This is a genomic window from Candidatus Endomicrobiellum cubanum (assembly GCF_031278955.1).
GTDB classification, from domain to species: domain Bacteria; phylum Elusimicrobiota; class Endomicrobiia; order Endomicrobiales; family Endomicrobiaceae; genus Endomicrobiellum; species Endomicrobiellum cubanum.
On record NZ_JAITJM010000024.1, the window covers coordinates 1 to 16,802 of the forward strand.

Here is a 16,802-nt window from a genome sequence, read left to right on the forward strand (position 1 = left end):
ATGTAACGATGGATATAGAGTTGATAATGCCAGTGGCGATGGAGTCGCAGTTGAGGTTTGCGATAAGAGAAGGTGGAAGGACAGTAGGCTCAGGTGTTGTAACTGAAATTGTTGAATAATCACGTATTTTAATGTTTGCTATATAGAATGTTGTCGATGGTATTAGAAAGATAATCAAAATAAACAGGATTAAAAGTTATGGGAAATGAAAAGACAGTCCAGAATCAAGATTTAAGAATTAAATTGCGGGCTTATGATCACAAAATGTTAGATGATTTTCTTGCCAAAATAGTGGAAACGGCAAGACGTACAGGTGTAACTATAACAGGTCCTGTACTGTTACCTACAACTATAAAAAAGTATACAGTTAATAGATCGGTTCATACAGATAAAAAATCTCGTGAACAGTTTGAAATGAGAATTCACAGAAGATTAATAGATCTTCGTGAACCTTCTAATAGAACGGTAGAAGAACTTCAAAAATTAGACTCACCTGCTGGTGTTGATATTGAGATTAAGTATAAAGAAGTTCGCGGATAGAGTAAAAATAAAAAACAATTAAAACCGTAGAGAGAAAATATGTTGAAATCAATTATAGGTAAAAAAGTTGGCATGTCCCAAGTTTTTGATGATAAGGGAAATCTTATACCGGTAACAGTGGTAGAAGCTGGACCTTGCATTGTTACAAATGTACGTACAGTAGAGAAAGATGGTTACAGCGCTGTGCAGCTTGGTTTTAGAAGTGTTAAAGAAAAAAATCTTAATAAATCTTTAAAGGGATTTTTTAAGAAAAACAATGTTGAGCCTAAAAAATTTATAAAAGAGTTTAGGGTTCAAGATGCAAAAGAGTTTTCAATAGGACAAGAGATAAAGGCAGATATTTTTAAGGCGGGAGATTATGTAGATGTTTGTGCTTTAACAAAAGGTAAAGGTTATGCAGGTGTTATTAAAAGGCATAATTTTGGTATGCAACCTACAACTCATGGTCAATCAGACAGGACGCGCGCCAGAGGTTCTAGTGGTGGACAAGGGCCTCAAAAGGTTTTAAAAGGTATGAGAATGTCTGGACATTTAGGTAACGAATATGTTACAATACAAAAGTTGCGCATTGTAAATGTTGATGTGCAAAAAAATGTTTTGCTTATTAAGGGCGCAGTGCCTGCTGTAAAGAGAGGCACTTTATTTATAAGTAGTACAGTTAAAAAAGTTCCTGTTGTTCAGGAAGTAAGAGCAGTTAAAGCTAAAAAGAAATAAATAATCAGGTTTATTGACAGTTACTGGTTTTTTGTAAAAGATAATTTATTTTAGGGTCTAGAATTTATTAAATATATATTAGATTTTTTCTAATAGGATAGAGAGAGAAAATGGAAACAATAGTTTATAACGCAAAGGGACAGGAGAAGGGAAAGGTAGAACTTCCCTCTTTTTTTTGTACGGAAGTTTCTAGCGTGCTTCTGCATGAGATTACGACAGCGTATTTAAACAATCAAAGAGCGGGTACGCATAAGACGAAGACAAGGGGAGAGGTATCTTTTTCTGGTGCAAAACCTTGGAAGCAAAAAGGGACTGGCAATGCGCGTGCAGGACAAAGAAATTCTCCATTGTGGAGAAAGGGTGGTATAATTTTTGGTCCACAGCCAAGAGATTATTATACAAAAATGTCAAAACAAAAGAAAAAATCATCTTTAAGTATGGCGTTTTCTGCCCAGTTGAGAAATGGCAATGTTATTGTTGTAGATTCTGTAAAATTAGAAGAAGCTAAGACGAAAAAAGTAGCAGAAATTTTAAAAAATCTTAAAGTTGAAGATAAAAAAGTAGTTTTTGCAATTGCTAGTGATACAGATTTTAAAATGGCTGCAAAAAATATAAAAAATGTTGTTGTTGAAAATATTAAAAATGTTAATGCATATCAAATTCTTTGGGCAGACAAAGTAGTTCTTACGTCAGAAGCTATTGATTTAATAAAAGAAAGGCAATCTGTTTAATTTAGATGCCTTTTACTATTTAGGAATAAAAATGGATATTAGAAACATTATTAAGAAACCAATAGTAACTGAGAAAGCCTCAATCTTAAAAGAAAAAAGCAATAAGTATACTTTTGTTGTAGATAAAGAAGCAAACAAGTTCCAAATAAAGCAAGCTGTTGAGTCTTTGTTCAATGTTAGAGTGGAGAGTGTGCACACTGCAAATTATGCGGGTAAAAGTAAAAGAATGGGCGCTCGTTCTGGTTTTAAAAGTGATTGGAAAAAGGCTATAGTGAAACTTAGTGAGGGTCAAGAAATTCAGATGGTCGAGGAAGCTTAAATTTAGACTTTAAGCGCAAGCAATTTAATTTGCTTAAGAAGTAAATATGGGTAGTAAAAAAATTGAACTGCCCGATAACAGAACAGGAAAGTATAATGCCGATTAAAACATTTAAGCCGTATACGCAGTCTAGAAGACAAATGTCTGTTTCAAATTTTTCAGATATTACAAAAACAGAGCCGGAGAAGTCATTAACAAGAATTATAAAGAAAAAAGGCGGCCGTAACAATACTGGACAAGTAATGGTTCGCTTTAGGGGTGGCGGGCACAAAAGATTTTATAGAATCATAGATTTTAAAAGAGATAAATTTAATATTCCAGCCAAAGTCATTGCAATTGAGTATGATCCTAACCGTTCAAGCAGAATAGCGCTTCTGCAATATCAGGACGGAGAAAAGAGATATATAATACAGCCTGTAGGTGTAAAAGTTGGAGATACTTTGGTTTCCGGACCGGATGCCGAGATAAAACCAGGTAATGCTCTTTCTCTTGCAAATATTCCTGTGGGTACTTTTATACATAACTTGGAGCTTGCAGTAGGCAAGGGTGCACAGCTTGTACGCTCAGCAGGTGCTGCAGCACAGCTTTTAGCAAAGGAAGGCGAATATGCTCATGTAAGAATGCCTTCTGGCGAGATAAGGCTTATTCGAGTAAATTGTTATGCCACTGTTGGACAAGTAGGCAATTTGGACCATGAAAATATTACGATAGGCTCAGCAGGAAGAAACCGCCATATGGGAAAAAAGCCCCATGTGCGTGGAACTGCAATGAACTCTGTTGACCATCCTCATGGAGGAGGTAGAGGCAGATCTAAGGGAAATAATCAGCCTAGAAGCCCATGGAACCAGCCTGCTAAAGGTTTTAAAACAAGGCCTAAAAAGATTTGGGATTGGGTAATAGTAAGCCATCGTAATAAAGCTAAGAAGTAATCGGAGGGAATAATAGATGAGTCGTTCAACAAAAAAAGGTCCTTATGTAGATGATAAACTTTTGAAAAAAATGCAAAAACTTAATGAAGAAGGTAATAAAAAGGTTATAAAGACTTGGGCGAGGTCTTGCACTATAACACCAGAGTTTGTAGGACATACAATAGCAATACATAATGGGAAAAAGTTTCTTCCAATATTTGTTTCTGAACAAATGGTTGGCCATAAGTTAGGTGAGTTTGCTCCTACTAGAATTTTTAAAGGTCATGGCGGTATGACAAAACAGGAAACATCACTTACGTAAAAACAACAAGACAATATCCAACAGCTCAGGCTATTCAGTATGTTGTTGAACAAGAAAAAAAGGATACAAAAGATGCAAGCAAAGGCAACAGCGAAATTTGTTAGATATACTCCAAGAAAAGTTAACCAAGTGCTAACGCTTATAAGAAATAAAAAAGTGGATAAAGCATTTGAAGTTCTTTCTTTCCTTCCTAAGTCTGCTGCGCCGCTTGTTAGTAAAGTGCTAAAAAGCGCGACTGCAAACTCAGGGAAACTTAAAGATTTTTCTGGTCTTAAAGTAAAAGAAGCTTGGGCAGGTAATGGCCCTATTTTAAAAAGAATGAGACCAGGCCCTCAAGGACGAGGAATGCCAGTTAAAAAAAGAACATCTCATCTTACTATAGTTGTTACAGATGCTGGTGTTGTTGAAAAAAGAAAGAAGAAAATTGCCAAGACTGCAAGTGCAGGCAAAGAAATGCAAGCAAGGTAAGATAAAAAATTTAGGAAAGGTATAATAAATGGGTCATAAAGTACATCCCAAAAGTGTAAGATTAGGATATATTAGAGATTGGGAATCTAAGTGGTTTAGTTTAAAAGAAATGCCCGATTTTATAGAAGAAGATCGTCGTTTAAGAGTTTATTTAAAAAATCAACTCAAATTGGCCTCTGTGTCCAAAATTGTTATTGAGAGACCAGGTAAATATATACGTGTAAATATTTACACATCGCGTCCAGGCATTGTTATTGGCAAAGGTGGACAAGGTATTGAAAATTTAAGAAAAGAAGTTGAATCTATGACGTCAAAGAAAAGCTTTATAAACGTTATGGAGATAAAAAAGCCTGAACTAGATGCTCAACTTGCTGCTGAAGGCATTGCTTTTCAATTAGAAAAGCAAATTGCTTTTAGAAGAGCAATGAAAAAAACTATAGAAAAAGCAATGGCATCAGGAGCTGGTGGTATAAAGGTCATGGTTTCTGGGAGACTTGGCGGAGCAGAAATTGCAAGAACTGAGTGGTTAAAAGAGGGGAGAGTACCTCTACAAACTTTTAGAGCTGATATTGATTATGGTTTTGCTGAAAGCTATACGACAATGGGGCAAATCGGTGTAAAAGTTTGGATATTTAAAAAGGAACTTTTTAAAAAAACTACTAAAGATTTAATTGAAGAAGCCAAGCTTGTTGAAGCATCTTCTGATAGTATAGAGCAAGGAAAATTGCCAAAACAAGAAGTATCTAAATAATTAATAAGATATAAAGACCAAAGGAATTTATATGTTGATGCCAAAAAGAGTTAAATATAGAAAAACACATAGAGGACGGATGAAAGGTAAAGCTAAAGGGGGCACTTATTTAGCTTTTGGTAAATATGGCCTTCAAGCTCTTGAGCCTGTATGGATAAATAGTAATCAGATAGAAGCAGCTCGTGTTACGTTGACAAGATTTACAAAAAAAGGTGGAAAGGTTTGGATCAGAATATTCCCTGATAAACCAATTACTAAGAAACCTGCTGAAACAAGAATGGGTAAAGGTAAAGGAGATCCACAGTTTTGGGTTGCGGTGGTAAAGCCTGGTAGGATAATGTTTGAGATGGAAGGACTTTCAGAAGCTGAAGCACGTAAAGCTTTAACGCTTGCATCAAACAAACTTCCTATACATACAAAAATTTTAGTTAGAGCTGATATTTGAGGGTATGATGAAAAGTAAAAATTGGAATGAGACAAAAAATATGACAGAAGCTGAACTTTCCGTAAAACTTAGCCAGCTGCAGGATAAACTTTTTAGGTTAAAATTTCGTCATCAGACAGCTCCTGTAAAAAACCCTTTAGAAATTAGAGGACTGAGAAGAGATGTTGCCAGAATTAAAACTTTAATTAATCAGAAAAGAAAAGAGTCTAAATAAGACAATAAATAGGAAGGAACAATGTCACAACAAGAACGTGGAAAACGCAAATGTCGTACGGGCATAGTTGTAAGTGATAAAAGTGATAAAACAAGATTAGTTTCCATAGAGAGGACATATCGTCATTCATTGTATGAACGTGTGCTTCGTAGAAAAGTTAAATTTGCTGCACACGATGAGAAAAACATTTCTCATATTGGCGACACTGTTGCAATAATGGAATCAAGGCCAATATCAAAGACAAAAAGATGGGTATTAATGGAAGTTATAAAAAAAGCGGCAGAAATTTAAAAAATAAGTTTATCGAAGGATAACAGAATGATTCAGGAAAGAACTATTTTAACTGTAGCAGATAATTCAGGTGCAAAAAAAATTCGTTGTTTCAGAGTTACAAAAGGTTTGAAGCGTCGTTATGCAAGTATTGGAGATGTAATTCATGCTTCAGTACAAGACGCATTGCCGCATGGAAATATAAAGAAGGGTGAAGTAGTCAAAGCTGTTGTTGTACGTACAGTAAAAGAAGTACGTCGTGCAGACGGCACGTATATTAAATTTGATGACAATGCTGCTGTTATAATTAATGATGAAGGAGAACCAAAAGGTACGCGTATTTTTGGTCCGGTAGCAAGAGAGTTAAGGGAAAATAATTATCTTAAGATAATATCTTTAGCTCCTGAAGTGATATAGCCTCTAGTTATTGTTATCTTTTATTGGTAGAGATAACATGCTTGTGGATATAATTTTTAAGCGAAAAACAAACAGGATATAAAATGCTTAACATTAAGAAGAAAGACAAAGTGGTAGTGTTATCTGGGAAAGATAAAGGTAAGAAAGGGGAAGTTCTTGATATTTTTCCGGATAAGGGAAAAGTTATTGTTTCAAAAGTAAATTTTGTAAAAAGACATACAAAACCTACTCAAAGAGATGCTGGAGGAATTCGTGAAAAAGAAGCTCCTATTGCTATGAGTAAGGTAATGCTTATATGTCCTAAATGTGAGCAAGCTTCAAGGCCTAAGTTTGATACGCTTTCCGATGGTAAGAAGGTAAGATTATGCCGTAAATGTGGGGAAATGATAGCATAATCAGACAAGATAATTGGAGAATAAAGGCAATAATAAGGAAAGAATAAAATGAATCAACCTCGTTTAAAAAAGGTTTATCAAGAAAGTGTAGTAAACGAATTAAAGAAACAGTTTAGTTTAAAGAATACTCATCAAATTCCTAGGCTTAGTAAGATTGTTATTAATATTGGTTTAAGTGAAGCAAAAGATAATATTAAAGTTTTAGATATTGCGTCTGCAGAACTTGCATCTATTACTGGACAAAAACCGTTAGTATGTAGAGCAAAAAAATCTGTATCTAACTTTAAATTGCGTCAGGGAATGCCAATAGGTATTAAAGTAACGTTGAGAAATGCGATGATGTATGAGTTTTTAGATAGACTTATAAATGTAGCAATCCCTCGTATAAGAGATTTTAGAGGGATAGAGCCTAATGGTTTTGACGGACAAGGGAATTTTAATTTAGGACTTACAGAACAATACATATTCCCAGAGATTAGTATCGAAAAGTCAGATAAAGCTAGAGGTATGAATATTACTATAGTAACAACGGCCAAAAAAGATGAGCAAGCAAAATCTTTGCTAGAGGCGCTTGGCATGCCGTTTAAAAAAAGAGATAATAAATAGAAACGCAAAATAGAGCAAAGGATATTTTTCTATGGCAACAACTTCAGCAGAAGCAAAAATGCGTAAACCTCAAAAATTTGCAACACGGTACAGGAATAGATGTAGTCTCTGTGGAAGACCGCGTGGTTTTTATAGAGATTTTGGTCTTTGCAGAATATGTTTGCGCAAATTAGCGCATAATGGCGAAATACCAGGTCTTACAAAATCAAGTTGGTAATATTTTTTAAAAGAGGTCGGTTGAATGATTACAGATCCAATTTCAGATATGTTTGCGCGCATTCGTAACGCGAATGCAAAGTTGCACGAAAAAGTAGATATTCCATCTTCAAAAATGAAAATGGAAATAGCTAAGATTTTAAAAGAAGAAGGGTATATTTTAAATTATAAGAATATTGAGGACAACAAACAGGGAATTTTAAGAGTTTATTTAAAATACACTCTAGCAGGCAGGCAAGTTCTTAAAGGTATAAAGAGAGTTTCTAAATCTAGTTTAAGAATATACAAGGGTTATGAAGATATGCCTAAATCAGTTGGTGGATTAGGTGTTACAATAGTTTCTACATCTAAAGGCTTAATGACTGATGCAAACGCAAGAAAAGAGAAGGTTGGAGGAGAAGTAGTGGGTTTAGTTTGGTAAAAGATTGTTTTTCTTTGCAATTGTCCTGGCAAGATTTGTCTTGAAGAATTTTGATTTTGTTATTTTGTAAAAAATTTATATTGAGGGTCAAACAATGAGTCGCTTAGGCAAAAAACCGGTTCATATTCCGGAGAAGACGAAAGCAGAATTTAAAGACGGTATATTAGAAATAACAGGTCCCGGTGGAAAACTTTCGCAAGTAATTGATAGCAAGATAAATGTAAAAATTGAGAAGGATAATATACTTATTGAGGCGCTTGGAGATTCTCGTGAGCATAACATGTTTCATGGTCTTACGAGGGGTCTTATTGTAAATATGGTTGAAGGTGTTACAAAAGGTTTTAAAAAAGAATTGGAAGCAATAGGCCTTGGATTTAAGGTGAATATAGAAGGAGGGAAAAAGTTAGTGTTAGCTGTAGGTTTTTCTCATTTAGTAAATCTTGAAATTCCTCAAACAGTTAAAGTAACTGCTGCTCTTACTCCAGACAAAAATACCTTAATAACCGTAACAGGTACAGATAAATACGAAGTAGGCGCTTTTGCTGCCAAAATTAGAGCTGTAAAACCGCCAGAACCATACAAGGGTTTTGGTATAAGATATTTAGGCGAAAAGATTATTAGAAAAGCGGGTAAAGCTGCAGCAGGTGGCAAAAAGTAATTTTTTGCGCTAGTTTCCAAAAATGGAGATTTGTTTTTATCTAATAATTAACATAGTAAAAGCAGCCAAAAAAATAGAGGATATTAGATGAAAGATTCAAATAAAAGATTTGATTATCGTGTAAAAAGAGTAAGAAGCAAAATAAAAGGAGCACAAGAAAGGCCTCGTTTAAGCGTTCATCGTGGGCATAAACATATCTATGCTCAAATTATAGACGACAGTAAAGGGGTTACTCTTGCATCTGCGTCAACATTGTCTCCGGAACTTAAAGGTAAGTTAGAAGTTACAGATACCGTTACAGCTGCCAAATCAGTAGGTGATTTAATTGCCAAAAAAGCAACAGAGAAGGGCATTAAAAAGGTTGTTTTTGACCGCAGAGGTTATGAATATACAGGCAAAATAAAAGCTCTCGCAGATGCTGCCAGAGAAAATGGATTAGAATTTTAATATAAATTTTAAATAAACGGTGTTGTAAGTCTTAGGAGGACAAGTTGGCTGAAAAAATAAGTAAACAACAAAATGATAGTGGTTTAAAAGAAACAGTTGTGGTCGTTAATAGAGTCGCAAAAGTTGTTAAAGGTGGCAAAAGATTTTCTTTTAATGCTTTAGTAGTGGTAGGGGATGAGTCTGGTAAGGTTGGTTGCGGATTAGGTAAAGCGAACGAAGTCCAGTCTGCAATACAAAAAGGTAGTGCTCAAGCGGCAAAACATATGGTTTCAGTACAGCTTAAGGGCAGTACAATACCTCACGAAATAATAGGTGTTTCAGGTTCTGGGAAAGTTTTGTTAAAGCCTGCTGCTCCTGGTACAGGTGTTATTGCTGGCGGGGCTGTAAGAGCTGTTCTTGAGGCTGTCGGAATTAGAGATATTCTTACAAAGTCAATGCGTTCTTCAAACCCTTTTAATGTGGTTTATGCAACGATAGAAGCTCTTAAGGAACTTCGCTCAAAGGAAGAAGTTGCTAAAATTAGAAAAAAAGAGGCGATAGAAATATGATAGGTTTGCACAATTTAAAGCCTCAAGAAGGCTCAAAACATAGAAAAAAAATAGTTGGACGTGGAGTAGGGTCTGGCCACGGTCGTACATCTACACGTGGATCTAAAGGACAAAAAGCTCGTTCTGGTGATGGGTCAAAAAAGATAGGTTTTGAAGGCGGACAAATGCCTTTGTTTAGGAGAATTCCTAAAAGAGGTTTTAATAAGCAGTTTCGTAAAGAGTACGAAATTGTAAACATTGAGAGTTTAAATAGATTTGAATCGGACGTAGAAGTTACGCCTGAGATTTTAAAACAGGCCGGCATGGTAAAAAAAGCTAAACTTGTTAAGATTTTAGGTGTTGGCGAACTTAAGAAGTCTTTAACAATCAAAGTCGCCGCTTTTTCTAAATCTGCAGTAGAAAAAATTAAGTCTGCAGGCGGTAAAGCTGAAGTAGCAAAATAAGCTTTTAGAGAGTTCTTTAAGGTAAAGTAATATAAGCGATCAAATATATGTTTTATAATTTTTTATTTAAAGATTTAAAAATATTACATATCTGAACAACGTTGTTTTTTAATAGTTTTTTATAAGACGTTCGGAAGATAATATAAACGAACGTCTGTTGTTTTGTACGCATCTGTTTTAATAGATTTTATAAGGTTTTTAGATAGACCCATAAATCCAAATGATAACAGGGATAAAGATATGTTAAAAAGTCTTTCTGACATTTTTAGGGTACCTGAACTTAGAAAAAAAGTAATCTTTACATTGCTTATAATAGTTGCTTATAGAATTGGTGCTACTGTTCCTATTCCTGGTATAAACAGTGAAGCTGTAAAATCTTTATTTGCTGCGCAAAGTAATGGTTTACTTGGATTTTTAGATATGTTTTCTGGTGGAGCTTTAAATAGGATGTCAGTTTTTTCTATGGGTATTATGCCATATATTAACGCGTCTATTATAATGAGTTTATTGCAAGGAGCGCATATAATACCTTATTTAGACAGACTTGCTAAAGAGGGTGAACAAGGAAGAAAAAAACTTACGCAAATTACAAGATATGGAACCCTTGTATTAGGTGCTATACAATCTTTTGGATTAACTATGGCAATAACAAAATTGCCTACACCTTCTGGTGTCCCTATAGTTGTTGATCCTTCGTGGTCATGGATTGCTCTAACAGGAACCACTCTTGTTACAGGTACTGTACTGATTATGTGGCTTGGCGAACAAGTTACAGAAAGAGGTATAGGTAATGGGATTTCTATTATAATATTTTCAGGCATTGTAGAAAGGCTTCCTCATGCAGTTATGAGTGTTATAAAACTTGTGCAAATGGAAGAACTTTCAATACTGTTTGCTTTAACTTTAACAGCTATAGTAGCGGCAGTTTTAATTATTGTTGTATGGGTAGAGACGGCTCAGAGAAGAATCCCTATTCATTATGCAAAAAAAATGGTTGGTAGAAAAACTTATGGTGGACAGACTTCTTTTTTGCCTATAAAAGTTGACCAATCAGGTGTTATAGCTGTTATATTTTCAATGTCTATACTATCTGCTCCTCTTACTATAGCGCAGTTTGCTCCTGACTGGACAATGTTTGGTTATCCTTTAGCTAAAAAAATTATGGAATGGTTTAATGGTAGTTCTGTAATATATAGTCTAGTTTATGCATTTTTAGTTATATTTTTCTGTTATTTTTATAATTCAATATCTTTTAATCCTAAAGATTTAGCAGAAAATATGAAAAAATCTGGTGGTTTTGTACCTGGTATAAGACCTGGTGAGCCGACTTCTAACTATATACAAAAAGTTTTGGAAAGAGTTACCCTTGGTGGTGCGTTGTTTGTTGCTGCGATTGCAGTCCTCCCAGACTATTTACGTTCTGCGATGAGTGCACCATTTTTTTTTGGAGGGACGTCCTTGCTTATTGTTGTAGGTGTAGCTCTTGACACAGTCGGGCAAATAGAATCACATTTGATTATGCGACATTACGATGGGTTTATGAAAGAGGGGCGTATAAAAGGACGTTGGTTCAACATTAAGTAGTTGGGCTAGTCTTTTAATTTGTACTTCCTTATGCGGTGGCTCACATATTTTAATCATATGCTTCGCCGTCGCAAGCGTTGTCTAAATTTAAAATTCTGCGCTTTGAGATAGAGAGTTTTTGTAGAAATGTGGGTTTACGTTTTGTCAAAACGAGTGTTGCCTAAATTAAAAGTGTTAAAAATACAAGGAAAAAATGAATTATATACTTTTAGGTCCTCCAGGAGCAGGGAAAGGTACACAAGCTAAAAATATTGTAGACAAGTTTGAGTTAGTACATTTATCTACAGGAGAAATGTTTAGAGAAGCTAAAAAATCAGATGAAACTATAAGTAAACTTGTTGCTTCCGGGCAACTTATTTCAGACGAATTAGTTGTAAATATGATCAAAAAACATCTTTTGAAAGTGGGTGTAAAAAAAGGGTTTCTTTTAGATGGGTTTCCTAGAACAGTAAACCAAGCTAAGTCTTTGGATTTAATACTTAAATCAGAAAATATTAAAATAGATGCAGTATTTTTTATAGACTTAAAATTTGAAGAAATAATCAAAAGAATATCAGGAAGAAGAATTTGTTCCTGTGGAGCAAGTTATAATTTGTATTTTATTCCTCCAAAAGAGTCTAATAAATGCGATGATTGCAATAAAGATCTTATTCAAAGAGATGATGATAAAGAAGAAATTGTAAAAAATAGGCTTGATGTTTATGAGAATCAAACAAAACCTTTAGTTGAGTATTACAAGAGGCAAGGTTTTTTAATTGAAATAGACGGGTCAAAATCTGAGTCAGAAGTTTTTAAACAAATAAGTGAAAATATTAAACCGTAAAGTTTTTGTTCTTTAAAGATTTTATAGACTGTTATGTGCTTAAACAGATAACAACGTTTATTTTGGAGTGTTAAGTGTTTTTAAAAAATCTTAATATCGAGTTAAAATCGGCAAGAGAAATTGAAAAAATGAAAATTGCCGGTAAAGTTGTAGGCGAAATTTTAGAGAAGCTTTCTGAAATAATAAAGCCTGACATAGCAACTAAAGATATAGATATATTTGTAGAAAAATATATAAAGTCATCAAAAATGAAGCCAGCTTTTTTAGGGCAAAAAGGTATAAGATATCCTTTTCCGGCTTCAGCTTGTGTGTCTATAAATGACGAAGTTGTACATGGGATTCCAAATGTTTCTCGTGTGCTTAAAGAGGGCGATATTGTTTCTGTAGATATTGGCGTTATTTATGAAGGATATTATGGAGACGGAGCAAAAACTTACGCAGTCGGTAAAATTTCCGATACCGCATCCAAACTTCTTAAAGTTACGGAAATATCTTTAGAAAAAGGCATTGAGCAGGTGTTGATAGGCAACAGACTTGGTGATATTTCTTGGGCAGTGCAAAATGCAGTAGAAAGTGAAGGTTTTTCTGTTGTTCGGGATTTTGTTGGACATGGTATAGGTAGATCTTTACATGAAGATCCTCAAATTCCAAATTACGGGAAGGCAGAAACTGGTGTAAAGCTTATGGCTGGTATGGTTTTGGCAATTGAGCCTATGGTTAATGTAGGAAGTCATGAAGTTGTTATGGTAGACGATGGCTGGACTGTTGTTACAAAAGATGGCAGTTTAAGTGCTCATTTTGAGCACACAATTGCTATAACAGAACATGGTTATGAAATTTTGACAGGGTGTTTTTCTTAAAGCCTCTAATTCGTATGATTGATGTGAACTTTTTGACAAGGCAATGCAAAAATATAGGACTTATTGTGCAATAAGCGCAATTTTTTAACGTAGCAGTGTCTGAAAAGGCTCAGTAAGTATACGTGTTAAGGTTTTTAAAGAGACCTCGAGGGTATAAAATGACTAAAGAAGAAAAAATTGTTGTTGAAGGTAAGATACTAGAAGCTTTGCCAAACGCAGTTTTTAGAGTAGGACTTATTGAGGGAGGGCATATTATTTTAGCGCATATTTGCGGGAAAATGAGAATGCATTACATAAAGATCCTACCGGGAGATAAAGTTAAGGTAGAACTTTCTCCTTATGATTTGTCTAGAGGAAGAATAGTATATAGAGAAAAGTAAAAGATTTTTGTAGATACGCGTAAATATTAAAAAGTCTCAATTGAAAAATACCCAAAGGGATTTAAAAGTTATTATTTTTGTGGTATAATGCATAGACTTTATTAGAGTATAGAACTTATATGGAGTATATCAAAATGAAAGTCAGAACATCTGTAAAACCTATTTGTCAAAAATGTAAAGTAGTAAAACGTAAAGGTGTAGTAAGAGTAGTATGTCAAGATCCTAGACATAAGCAAAGACAGGGATAAATTTTGGGGAAAATATAATTAAAATAGAAGCACAGAATTTGGAGGATAATAAATGGCTCGTGTAGCTGGAGTAGATTTACCAAAAAGCAAAAGGCTTGATATAGCATTAAGATATATTTATGGTATCGGATCTGCAATATCAAATGAAATTATTGCAGAACTTTCTTTAGATCCCGCTAAAAGAGTTAAAGATTTAACGGAAGAAGAAGTCAATAGAATCAATAATCTTATTACTAAAAATTTAAAAGTAGAAGGCGATCTTAGAAGAGAAATTCAATCAAATATAAAAAGACTTATAGAAATAGCCAGCTATAGAGGGTCTAGACACAGAAGAAATCTTCCTGTAAGAGGACAAAGAACCAAAACAAATGCACGTATAAGACGTGGCAAGAGAAAAACTATAGGTGCAAGTAAAGCTCAAGATCAAGGTAAAAAAGGTTAGTTTTTAAGTTTTTTGGAATAAAAAATAATGGGTTTCTCTAAAAATTTTAATTGTAGATAATAAAATACGGAGGAAGTATGGCAGATGAAAAAAAGATCGGTAGTACCAAAAAGAAAAAGTATACCGGGTCAGTAGCAAAAGCATATATATTGTCAACATTTAACAATACTATTGTTAATATAACAGATGAAAGAGGAAATACTTTAACATGGGCATCAGCAGGAGGGTCAGGCTTTAAAGGAACAAAAAAAGGTACTCCTTTTGCAGCGCAGCTTGCAGCTTCTTCTGTAGGTAAAAAGGCTTTGGATATGGGCGTAAAACAAGTAGCTGTTTTTGTTAATGGTCCAGGACCTGGAAGAGAGACTGCTATTAGAGGTTTACAGAGTGCAGGTCTTGACATAACAGCTATAAAAGATGTTACGCCGGTACCTCACGATGGTTGTCGTCCACCAAAACCAAGAAGAGTATAATTAAGATAATATTTGGCACAACGGCTGCTGTCAAGTATTGTTTACATAAAGAAATTTGTAAATAAACCTTGGAGGGTTTTAATAGATGTCACGTTATTTAGGGTCAGTATGTAAATTGTGTCGTCGAGAGAGAGAAAAGCTTTTTCTAAAAGGGGAGAGATGCTCTTCTAATTGTACTCTTGATAAGAAAAGAGGGAAAAACGGCCCTGGTCAGCATGGAGCAGCTAAAAGTAAAATGTCTGATTACGGAAAACATTTACGTGAAAAGCAAAAAGCAAGAAGAGTTTACAATTTAACAGAAGAACAATTTGTTCACTATTATGAAGTTGCAGAAAAAATGAAAGGTTCTACAGGAGACAATCTCTTTAAGCTTTTAGAAATGAGATTAGACAATGTAGTTTTTAGATTAGGACTTGCAGTTTCTAAAAAAATGGCAAGGCAGATTGTTAATCACGGGAATATTTTAGTAAACGATAAGAAGATAGATGTGCCTCGTTATCAAGTTAAAATTGGTGATGTTATAACAGTGCCTGAAAAGTATAAAACAAGTGATGGTATAAAGAATTTGCTTGAAAAAACAGCACCGAATATTCCTGCTTGGCTAAGTTTTGATAAGAATAAGGTAGCAGGAACAGTTGTAAGTGAGCCGCTTGCAGGAGAGGTATCGCATCCTATCAACAGCCAGCTTATTGTTGAATACTATTCAAAATAAACTAACAACTTAAAAAGTTGTTTTAATGAGGTTATTAAATAATGAAAGCACCGGATTTAGAAAAATTACGCAAACTTGTTTTAGATGAAAAAACTTCCACCTCGTTTTATGGTTGTTTAACGGCAGCCCCTTTTGAGCGTGGTTATGGTCATACAATTGGAAATTCACTAAGAAGAGTACTTCTTTCTAGTCTAGATGGCGCTGCTATAACTTCTGTAAAGGTTACAGGAGCCTTGCACGAGTTTGCAGTTCTCAAGGGCGTTAAGGAAGATGTTGCTCAAATAGTTTTAAACTTAAAAAAAATTAGAGTTAAACTTAATTCAGAAGGTCCAGAGAGACTTTATCTTAAGGTAAAAAATCCAGGTAAAGTAACTGCAAAAGATATTGAGATGAATCCTAATGTTGAAATAATGAATCCAGAACAAGAAATAGCTCATATAGATAATGGTACAGTTCTTGAAATGGAGATGGAAGTAAGTATGGGTAGAGGCTATGTTCTTGCTGAAGAATTAAAATCCTCTAAAGATTCTGTAGGGACAATACTTTTAGATTCTTTATTTTCGCCTGTAACAAAAGTAAATTATGAGGTTGAAAATACACGTGTAGAGCAGGCTTTAAATTATGATAAACTTGTTATAGAAATTTGGACAGATGGCTCTATTGCTCCTAAAGATGCTTTAATAAAATCTGCAAAAATACTTAGAAATAGCCTAGTAACTTTTACTGGTGAGCCAGTAGAGTCTGAAGAAGTTGTTGTAGAAGATTCTTCTGTTAAAGAGAATTTAGAAGAAGGCATTTTTGGTCAGCATATAAGTAATATGGGCCTTTCAACAAGAGCTTCCAATAGTTTAAAAAATGCTAGTATAGAAACTATTGGTGATCTTGTAAAGATGAAAGCAGAGGATATATTAAAGCTTAATAACTTTGGGAAACGTTCCTTTGAAGAAATAAAAACAAAACTTGAAGAACTAAACTTAACGTTTGGAATGGAAGTTAAGAACGGAGTAAAGAAATGATAAAGACTTATAATGGGAGCAAATTAGGAGTAACAAGTGCGCATAGGAAAGCATTGCTTCGCAACTTGGCTGCTGAATTGTTTCTTCATGAAAAAATAACTACTACGCTTACAAAAGCAAAAGAGCTTGTAAGCTATGCGGAAAAGCTTGTAACTAAAGCTAAAAAGGCTGATTTAAGTGCTATAAGAGCAATAAATGGACAAATACATAATAAAGATGTTGCAAAAAAAGTTTTTGATGTTTTAGTTCCAAGGTACAAAGAAAGACATGGCGGATATACACAAATTTTAAAAGTTGGAACAAGACGCGGTGACAGCGCGCAAGTAGCCATAGTAAAATTAGTTATTTAGTAAAAACTTTGTCTTTTTTAAATTTTGTTACCGTATAAACTTATTTTATATAATAAAAAGCATAGAGTGTTAATAAGATAGTTA

The 16,802-nt window shown here is 34.3% G+C and carries 30 protein-coding genes and 1 pseudogene; all 31 read left to right on the top strand.

Annotation, left to right across the window (positions count from 1 at the left end; all coding sequences use genetic code 11):
• A pseudogene (locus tag LBD57_RS02035) lies at positions 1-119 on the top strand (elongation factor Tu); the annotation flags it as partial.
• 79 nt (positions 120-198) lie between these two features.
• A complete protein-coding gene (rpsJ, locus tag LBD57_RS02040; protein ID WP_373469679.1) occupies positions 199-540 on the top strand; it encodes a 30S ribosomal protein S10 in 342 nt (113 codons plus the stop codon).
• 39 nt (positions 541-579) lie between these two features.
• The gene (gene rplC, locus LBD57_RS02045) at positions 580-1,254 is read left to right on the top strand and encodes a 50S ribosomal protein L3 (protein ID WP_373469680.1); all 675 of its coding nucleotides are present in this window, start codon (positions 580-582) and stop codon (positions 1,252-1,254) included.
• Positions 1,255-1,364: 110 nt separating this feature from the next.
• The gene (gene rplD, locus LBD57_RS02050; RefSeq protein WP_373469681.1) at positions 1,365-1,985 is read left to right on the top strand and encodes a 50S ribosomal protein L4; all 621 of its coding nucleotides are present in this window, start codon (positions 1,365-1,367) and stop codon (positions 1,983-1,985) included.
• A 31-nt stretch (positions 1,986-2,016) separates the two neighbouring features.
• Positions 2,017-2,304, top strand: a complete 288-nt coding sequence (rplW, locus tag LBD57_RS02055; protein WP_373469682.1) for a 50S ribosomal protein L23 — start codon at positions 2,017-2,019, stop codon at positions 2,302-2,304.
• Between the two features lie 95 nt (positions 2,305-2,399).
• Entirely contained in the window at positions 2,400-3,233 is an 834-nt protein-coding gene (rplB, locus tag LBD57_RS02060) for a 50S ribosomal protein L2 (RefSeq protein WP_373469683.1), read from the top strand.
• 16 nt (positions 3,234-3,249) lie between these two features.
• Entirely contained in the window at positions 3,250-3,534 is a 285-nt protein-coding gene (gene rpsS, locus LBD57_RS02065) for a 30S ribosomal protein S19 (RefSeq protein WP_373469684.1), read from the top strand.
• 72 nt (positions 3,535-3,606) lie between these two features.
• Positions 3,607-4,002 (top strand): 50S ribosomal protein L22, encoded by a 396-nt coding sequence (rplV, locus tag LBD57_RS02070; protein WP_373469685.1) that lies wholly within the window; start codon positions 3,607-3,609, stop codon positions 4,000-4,002.
• A 28-nt stretch (positions 4,003-4,030) separates the two neighbouring features.
• Positions 4,031-4,753 (top strand): 30S ribosomal protein S3, encoded by a 723-nt coding sequence (gene rpsC, locus LBD57_RS02075; RefSeq protein WP_373469686.1) that lies wholly within the window; start codon positions 4,031-4,033, stop codon positions 4,751-4,753.
• A gap of 31 nt (positions 4,754-4,784) precedes the next feature.
• Positions 4,785-5,198 carry a 50S ribosomal protein L16 gene (gene rplP / locus LBD57_RS02080; protein ID WP_373469687.1) on the top strand — a complete coding sequence of 138 codons (414 nt, stop codon included), beginning with the start codon at positions 4,785-4,787 and terminating at the stop codon, positions 5,196-5,198.
• A 7-nt stretch (positions 5,199-5,205) separates the two neighbouring features.
• Positions 5,206-5,412 carry a 50S ribosomal protein L29 gene (rpmC, locus tag LBD57_RS02085; protein WP_373469688.1) on the top strand — a complete coding sequence of 69 codons (207 nt, stop codon included), beginning with the start codon at positions 5,206-5,208 and terminating at the stop codon, positions 5,410-5,412.
• Between the two features lie 21 nt (positions 5,413-5,433).
• Positions 5,434-5,703, top strand: coding sequence for a 30S ribosomal protein S17 (rpsQ, locus tag LBD57_RS02090; RefSeq protein ID WP_373469689.1), 270 nt, complete (start codon positions 5,434-5,436; stop codon positions 5,701-5,703).
• Between the two features lie 27 nt (positions 5,704-5,730).
• Positions 5,731-6,099, top strand: a complete 369-nt coding sequence (gene rplN, locus LBD57_RS02095; RefSeq protein WP_373469690.1) for a 50S ribosomal protein L14 — start codon at positions 5,731-5,733, stop codon at positions 6,097-6,099.
• 83 nt (positions 6,100-6,182) lie between these two features.
• Positions 6,183-6,494 (top strand): 50S ribosomal protein L24, encoded by a 312-nt coding sequence (rplX, locus tag LBD57_RS02100; protein WP_373469691.1) that lies wholly within the window; start codon positions 6,183-6,185, stop codon positions 6,492-6,494.
• A gap of 48 nt (positions 6,495-6,542) precedes the next feature.
• Positions 6,543-7,100 carry a 50S ribosomal protein L5 gene (rplE, locus tag LBD57_RS02105; protein WP_373469692.1) on the top strand — a complete coding sequence of 186 codons (558 nt, stop codon included), beginning with the start codon at positions 6,543-6,545 and terminating at the stop codon, positions 7,098-7,100.
• A gap of 31 nt (positions 7,101-7,131) precedes the next feature.
• Positions 7,132-7,317: a type Z 30S ribosomal protein S14 gene (locus tag LBD57_RS02110; RefSeq protein WP_373469693.1), complete on the top strand. Its 186-nt coding sequence runs from the start codon at positions 7,132-7,134 to the stop codon at positions 7,315-7,317.
• Between the two features lie 24 nt (positions 7,318-7,341).
• Entirely contained in the window at positions 7,342-7,737 is a 396-nt protein-coding gene (rpsH, locus tag LBD57_RS02115) for a 30S ribosomal protein S8 (RefSeq protein WP_373469694.1), read from the top strand.
• Positions 7,738-7,831: 94 nt separating this feature from the next.
• Positions 7,832-8,395 (top strand): 50S ribosomal protein L6, encoded by a 564-nt coding sequence (rplF, locus tag LBD57_RS02120; RefSeq protein WP_373469695.1) that lies wholly within the window; start codon positions 7,832-7,834, stop codon positions 8,393-8,395.
• 87 nt (positions 8,396-8,482) lie between these two features.
• A complete protein-coding gene (gene rplR / locus LBD57_RS02125) occupies positions 8,483-8,842 on the top strand; it encodes a 50S ribosomal protein L18 (protein ID WP_373469696.1) in 360 nt (119 codons plus the stop codon).
• Between the two features lie 44 nt (positions 8,843-8,886).
• Complete coding sequence (gene rpsE / locus LBD57_RS02130; protein WP_373469697.1) at positions 8,887-9,390, top strand: 30S ribosomal protein S5; 504 nt, start codon at positions 8,887-8,889, stop codon at positions 9,388-9,390.
• The gene (rplO, locus tag LBD57_RS02135; protein ID WP_373469760.1) at positions 9,390-9,833 is read left to right on the top strand and encodes a 50S ribosomal protein L15; all 444 of its coding nucleotides are present in this window, start codon (positions 9,390-9,392) and stop codon (positions 9,831-9,833) included. The genes rpsE and rplO overlap by 1 nt, the downstream gene beginning before the upstream one ends.
• A 162-nt stretch (positions 9,834-9,995) precedes the next feature.
• Entirely contained in the window at positions 9,996-11,417 is a 1,422-nt protein-coding gene (secY, locus tag LBD57_RS02140) for a preprotein translocase subunit SecY (RefSeq protein ID WP_373469698.1), read from the top strand.
• 193 nt (positions 11,418-11,610) lie between these two features.
• The gene (locus LBD57_RS02145; protein WP_373469699.1) at positions 11,611-12,240 is read left to right on the top strand and encodes an adenylate kinase; all 630 of its coding nucleotides are present in this window, start codon (positions 11,611-11,613) and stop codon (positions 12,238-12,240) included.
• Positions 12,241-12,314: 74 nt separating this feature from the next.
• Positions 12,315-13,100, top strand: a complete 786-nt coding sequence (gene map, locus LBD57_RS02150; protein WP_373469700.1) for a type I methionyl aminopeptidase — start codon at positions 12,315-12,317, stop codon at positions 13,098-13,100.
• 158 nt (positions 13,101-13,258) lie between these two features.
• On the top strand, positions 13,259-13,480 hold the full coding sequence (infA, locus tag LBD57_RS02155; RefSeq protein ID WP_373469701.1) for a translation initiation factor IF-1: 222 nt from the start codon (positions 13,259-13,261) through the stop codon (positions 13,478-13,480).
• A gap of 134 nt (positions 13,481-13,614) precedes the next feature.
• A complete protein-coding gene (gene rpmJ, locus LBD57_RS02160; protein WP_373469702.1) occupies positions 13,615-13,728 on the top strand; it encodes a 50S ribosomal protein L36 in 114 nt (37 codons plus the stop codon).
• Positions 13,729-13,780: 52 nt separating this feature from the next.
• Positions 13,781-14,170, top strand: a complete 390-nt coding sequence (gene rpsM / locus LBD57_RS02165; protein ID WP_373469703.1) for a 30S ribosomal protein S13 — start codon at positions 13,781-13,783, stop codon at positions 14,168-14,170.
• A gap of 77 nt (positions 14,171-14,247) precedes the next feature.
• Positions 14,248-14,640, top strand: a complete 393-nt coding sequence (gene rpsK / locus LBD57_RS02170) for a 30S ribosomal protein S11 (RefSeq protein WP_373469704.1) — start codon at positions 14,248-14,250, stop codon at positions 14,638-14,640.
• An 85-nt stretch (positions 14,641-14,725) separates the two neighbouring features.
• The gene (gene rpsD / locus LBD57_RS02175; protein ID WP_373469705.1) at positions 14,726-15,352 is read left to right on the top strand and encodes a 30S ribosomal protein S4; all 627 of its coding nucleotides are present in this window, start codon (positions 14,726-14,728) and stop codon (positions 15,350-15,352) included.
• 41 nt (positions 15,353-15,393) lie between these two features.
• On the top strand, positions 15,394-16,368 hold the full coding sequence (locus LBD57_RS02180) for a DNA-directed RNA polymerase subunit alpha (protein WP_373469706.1): 975 nt from the start codon (positions 15,394-15,396) through the stop codon (positions 16,366-16,368).
• Positions 16,365-16,718, top strand: coding sequence for a 50S ribosomal protein L17 (gene rplQ, locus LBD57_RS02185; protein ID WP_373469707.1), 354 nt, complete (start codon positions 16,365-16,367; stop codon positions 16,716-16,718). Before LBD57_RS02180 ends, rplQ begins: the two co-directional genes overlap by 4 nt.
• Positions 16,719-16,802: the final 84 nt, after the last annotated feature.

What these genes read in the sequence shown, in the direction of transcription:
- rpsH (WP_373469694.1), top strand. Translation starts at nt 7,342, where the DNA reads ATGATTACAGATCCAATTTCAGATATGTTTGCGCGCATTCGTAACGCG.
- rplB (WP_373469683.1), top strand. Translation starts at nt 2,400, where the DNA reads ATGCCGATTAAAACATTTAAGCCGTATACGCAGTCTAGAAGACAAATG.
- rpsD (WP_373469705.1), top strand. Translation starts at nt 14,726, where the DNA reads ATGTCACGTTATTTAGGGTCAGTATGTAAATTGTGTCGTCGAGAGAGA.
- rplC (WP_373469680.1), top strand. Translation starts at nt 580, where the DNA reads ATGTTGAAATCAATTATAGGTAAAAAAGTTGGCATGTCCCAAGTTTTT.
- rplE (WP_373469692.1), top strand. Translation starts at nt 6,543, where the DNA reads ATGAATCAACCTCGTTTAAAAAAGGTTTATCAAGAAAGTGTAGTAAAC.
- rpsC (WP_373469686.1), top strand. Translation starts at nt 4,031, where the DNA reads ATGGGTCATAAAGTACATCCCAAAAGTGTAAGATTAGGATATATTAGA.
- infA (WP_373469701.1), top strand. Translation starts at nt 13,259, where the DNA reads ATGACTAAAGAAGAAAAAATTGTTGTTGAAGGTAAGATACTAGAAGCT.
- rplV (WP_373469685.1), top strand. Translation starts at nt 3,607, where the DNA reads ATGCAAGCAAAGGCAACAGCGAAATTTGTTAGATATACTCCAAGAAAA.
- rpsS (WP_373469684.1), top strand. Translation starts at nt 3,250, where the DNA reads ATGAGTCGTTCAACAAAAAAAGGTCCTTATGTAGATGATAAACTTTTG.
- rpsK (WP_373469704.1), top strand. Translation starts at nt 14,248, where the DNA reads ATGGCAGATGAAAAAAAGATCGGTAGTACCAAAAAGAAAAAGTATACC.
- rplW (WP_373469682.1), top strand. Translation starts at nt 2,017, where the DNA reads ATGGATATTAGAAACATTATTAAGAAACCAATAGTAACTGAGAAAGCC.
- rplF (WP_373469695.1), top strand. Translation starts at nt 7,832, where the DNA reads ATGAGTCGCTTAGGCAAAAAACCGGTTCATATTCCGGAGAAGACGAAA.
- rpsQ (WP_373469689.1), top strand. Translation starts at nt 5,434, where the DNA reads ATGTCACAACAAGAACGTGGAAAACGCAAATGTCGTACGGGCATAGTT.
- LBD57_RS02145 (WP_373469699.1), top strand. Translation starts at nt 11,611, where the DNA reads ATGAATTATATACTTTTAGGTCCTCCAGGAGCAGGGAAAGGTACACAA.
- rpsM (WP_373469703.1), top strand. Translation starts at nt 13,781, where the DNA reads ATGGCTCGTGTAGCTGGAGTAGATTTACCAAAAAGCAAAAGGCTTGAT.
- rplX (WP_373469691.1), top strand. Translation starts at nt 6,183, where the DNA reads ATGCTTAACATTAAGAAGAAAGACAAAGTGGTAGTGTTATCTGGGAAA.
- rplQ (WP_373469707.1), top strand. Translation starts at nt 16,365, where the DNA reads ATGATAAAGACTTATAATGGGAGCAAATTAGGAGTAACAAGTGCGCAT.
- rplP (WP_373469687.1), top strand. Translation starts at nt 4,785, where the DNA reads ATGTTGATGCCAAAAAGAGTTAAATATAGAAAAACACATAGAGGACGG.
- rpmJ (WP_373469702.1), top strand. Translation starts at nt 13,615, where the DNA reads ATGAAAGTCAGAACATCTGTAAAACCTATTTGTCAAAAATGTAAAGTA.
- LBD57_RS02110 (WP_373469693.1), top strand. Translation starts at nt 7,132, where the DNA reads ATGGCAACAACTTCAGCAGAAGCAAAAATGCGTAAACCTCAAAAATTT.
- rplR (WP_373469696.1), top strand. Translation starts at nt 8,483, where the DNA reads ATGAAAGATTCAAATAAAAGATTTGATTATCGTGTAAAAAGAGTAAGA.
- rpsJ (WP_373469679.1), top strand. Translation starts at nt 199, where the DNA reads ATGGGAAATGAAAAGACAGTCCAGAATCAAGATTTAAGAATTAAATTG.
- rplN (WP_373469690.1), top strand. Translation starts at nt 5,731, where the DNA reads ATGATTCAGGAAAGAACTATTTTAACTGTAGCAGATAATTCAGGTGCA.
- rpmC (WP_373469688.1), top strand. Translation starts at nt 5,206, where the DNA reads ATGAAAAGTAAAAATTGGAATGAGACAAAAAATATGACAGAAGCTGAA.
- LBD57_RS02180 (WP_373469706.1), top strand. Translation starts at nt 15,394, where the DNA reads ATGAAAGCACCGGATTTAGAAAAATTACGCAAACTTGTTTTAGATGAA.
- rplD (WP_373469681.1), top strand. Translation starts at nt 1,365, where the DNA reads ATGGAAACAATAGTTTATAACGCAAAGGGACAGGAGAAGGGAAAGGTA.